At 72.1% G+C, this 2,671-nt stretch carries 4 protein-coding genes; 3 read left to right on the plus strand and 1 reads right to left on the minus strand.

The window, feature by feature from the left end; genetic code table 11:
- The coding region (locus ACTWQC_RS35680; protein WP_443320027.1) for a hypothetical protein at window positions 1-241 on the minus strand (241 nt) is incomplete at its 3' end.
- Between ACTWQC_RS35680 and ACTWQC_RS35685 the strand changes: the two genes are divergently transcribed.
- The 3 genes from ACTWQC_RS35685 (at window position 240) to nusB (ending at window position 2,407) form a co-directional block, all read left to right on the plus strand.
- Window positions 240-1,346 (plus strand): aminopeptidase P family protein, encoded by a 1,107-nt coding sequence (locus ACTWQC_RS35685; protein WP_443320028.1) that lies wholly within the window; start codon window positions 240-242, stop codon window positions 1,344-1,346. The genes ACTWQC_RS35680 and ACTWQC_RS35685 overlap by 2 nt on opposite strands.
- Window positions 1,347-1,409: 63 nt before the next feature.
- Window positions 1,410-1,976: an elongation factor P gene (efp, locus tag ACTWQC_RS35690; RefSeq protein ID WP_443320029.1), complete on the plus strand. Its 567-nt coding sequence runs from the start codon at window positions 1,410-1,412 to the stop codon at window positions 1,974-1,976.
- A 2-nt stretch (window positions 1,977-1,978) separates the two neighbouring features.
- Window positions 1,979-2,407, plus strand: a complete 429-nt coding sequence (gene nusB / locus ACTWQC_RS35695; protein ID WP_443320030.1) for a transcription antitermination factor NusB — start codon at window positions 1,979-1,981, stop codon at window positions 2,405-2,407.
- Window positions 2,408-2,671: the final 264 nt, after the last annotated feature.

Raw genomic sequence — 2,671 nt, forward strand, 5'->3', positions numbered from 1 at the left:
GTGGGAATTGACCCGCGCCGAAGGCGGGGTTGGGTGGCAGCGGGCCGAGGCGGCGGGCGCGCGGGCCCGTGCCGGCTGTGCGCGCGGCGACAGGGCCGACTCCGGCGGCGTGCAGCGCGGTGCGGCCGCTGCGGGGCTGCCCGGCAGGGCAGCCCGGCTGGTCGTTCCACGGACGCGTGCGCGCCCGTCCGGCGGTGCTCGTCGGGCCGCGGGCCGCATCCGCTCGTACGCTCGGATACATGGCAGAGGTGCACACGGCCAGGCGCTCGCGGCTGCGCGACAGATGCGCGGCGGCCGGGAGGGCCGCCGTGCTGGTCTCGCGCCCCGCGAACGTCCGCTACCTCGCGGGCGGCGCCCCGTACGGCGCGGCCCTGCTCCTCGGCCCCGCCGAGGACGTCCTCCTCAGCGCAGGACCCCCCTCCGGCGACCCTGCCGAGGGCCGCCTCGCCGAGGACCTGCGCGTTCTGGCCCTCCCCGGGCCCGGCGCCGACAGCGCCGTCGCCGCCGCCGGCCTGGCGGCCGAGGCCGGGGCCGAGACCCTCGCGGTCGAGGAGCACCACCTGACCGTCGCCCGGCACCGGGCTCTCGGTGCCGCCGCCCCGCAGCTCCGTCTCGCCGACCTCGGCTGTGCCGTCGAGCAGCAGCGGCTGATCAAGGACGACGAGGAGATCGCCTGCCTGCGGATCGCCGCCGAGATCTCCGACCAGGCTCTCGGCGAGCTGCTGGAGTCGATCCTGGTCGGCCGTACCGAGCGGCATCTCGCCCTGGAACTCGAGCGCCGCCTGGTCGACCACGGTGCGGACGGCCCGGCCTTCCCCACATCCGTCGCCACGGGGCCGAACGCCGGCGCCGCCGGGCACCTGCCCTCCGACCGCCGGGTCGAGGAAGGCGACTTCCTGAGCGTCTGCCTGGGCGCGAACTACCGCGGCTACCGCTGCGAGCTGGGCCGTACCTTCGTCATCGGCACCTCGCCCGCGGCCTGGCAGATCGAGCTGTACGACCTGGTCTTCGCGGCTCAGCGGGCCGGCCGGGAGGCGCTCGTGCCGGGCGCCGTGTACTGCGATGTGGACCGGGCCGCGCGCCAGGTCCTCGACGCCGCGGGGCACGGGGAGGGCCTGGAAGGCGCCACGGGACACGGGGTAGGACTGGAAATAGACGAGGAGCCTCAGCTGTCTCCCACGGCCATGGGTAAACTGGACGCTTGTGTGCCGGTCACCGTCGAACCGGGGGTCCACCTCCCGGGCCGGGGCGGTGTCCGGATCAATGACACGCTCGTCGTCCGCCCCGAGGCGGACGGCGGACCCGAGCTACTCACCATCACGACCAAGGAACTGCTCGCGCTCTAGCTCCAGTGAGTCCGGCGCGCAGCCAGGTCTCCCCTCCAGCCAGTCCAGGAGATTCAAGCAACCGTGGCCACCACGAACGACCTGAAGAACGGCATGGTGCTCAAGCTCGACGGGGGCCAGCTCTGGTCCGTCGTCGAGTTCCAGCACGTCAAGCCCGGCAAGGGCCCTGCCTTTGTCCGCACCAAGCTGAAGCACGTGCTCTCCGGCAAGGTGGTCGACAAGACCTTCAACGCCGGCGTGAAGGTCGAGACGGCCAATGTCGACAAGCGCGGCATGCAGTTCTCGTACAAGGACGGCAGCGACTTCGTGTTCATGGACATGGACACGTACGACCAGCTCCACATCACCCCGGAGACCGTGGGCGACGCAGCCAACTTCCTCCTCGAGGGATTCGAGGCCGTGGTGGCGATGTACGAGGGCAACCCGCTGTACGTCGAGCTCCCGGCCGCCGTCGAGCTGTCCATCGAGTACACCGAGCCCGGCGTCCAGGGTGACCGCTCCACTGGCGGCTCCAAGCCCGCGCGCCTGGAGACCGGCTACGAGATCGGCGTTCCGCTCTTCATCACCACGGGCGAGAAGATCAAGGTCGACACCCGCTCCGGCGAGTACCTCGGCCGGGTGAACAAGTAACCGTGGCAGCACGCAACAAGGCCCGGAAGCGCGCATTCCAGATCCTTTTCGAGTCCGACCAGCGCGGCGCCGCCGTGCGGACCGTGCTCGCGGACTGGCTGCGGCTCGCCCGGACCGACGACCGGCAGCCGCCGGTCAACGAGTACACGATGCAGCTGGTCGAGGGGTACGCGGAGCACACGGACCGGATCGACGAGCTGATCGCCACCTACGCCGTGGGCTGGACGCTCGACCGCATGCCCGTGGTGGACCGGAACATTCTGCGGCTCGGCGCGTACGAGCTGATCTGGGAGGACGACGTTCCGGACGCGGTGGTGATCGACGAGGCCGTGCAACTCGCCAAGGAGTTCTCCACCGACGACTCGCCGGCCTTCGTGAACGGCCTGCTGGGCCGTCTCAAGGAGCTCAAGCCGAGCCTGCGCAGGGCTTAGACCCGCTGGGCGCGCAGCAGCGAACCGGGCCCGGAACGCGTCGCGTCCCGGGCCCGGTGGCTGTCCTGCCGGGAACCGGGCTTCCGCACCCGCACCGCCCGGGCGGTGATGTACCCCCCATGCGGCGAGGCGCCCTCGTGCAGCGATGCGCGCCCTCGCGGCGTTCGCTCCGCAGGTCGGGGCGCCGCAGCCGGGGGTGCCCGACGGGGTGCCCGACGCCGCGGCGCACACAAACCGCCGGGGGTGGGGGGGAACCAAAAAAGG

Origin of the sequence: Streptomyces sp. 8N616 (assembly GCF_052246385.1) — a bacterium.
GTDB lineage: Bacteria > Actinomycetota > Actinomycetes > Streptomycetales > Streptomycetaceae > Streptomyces.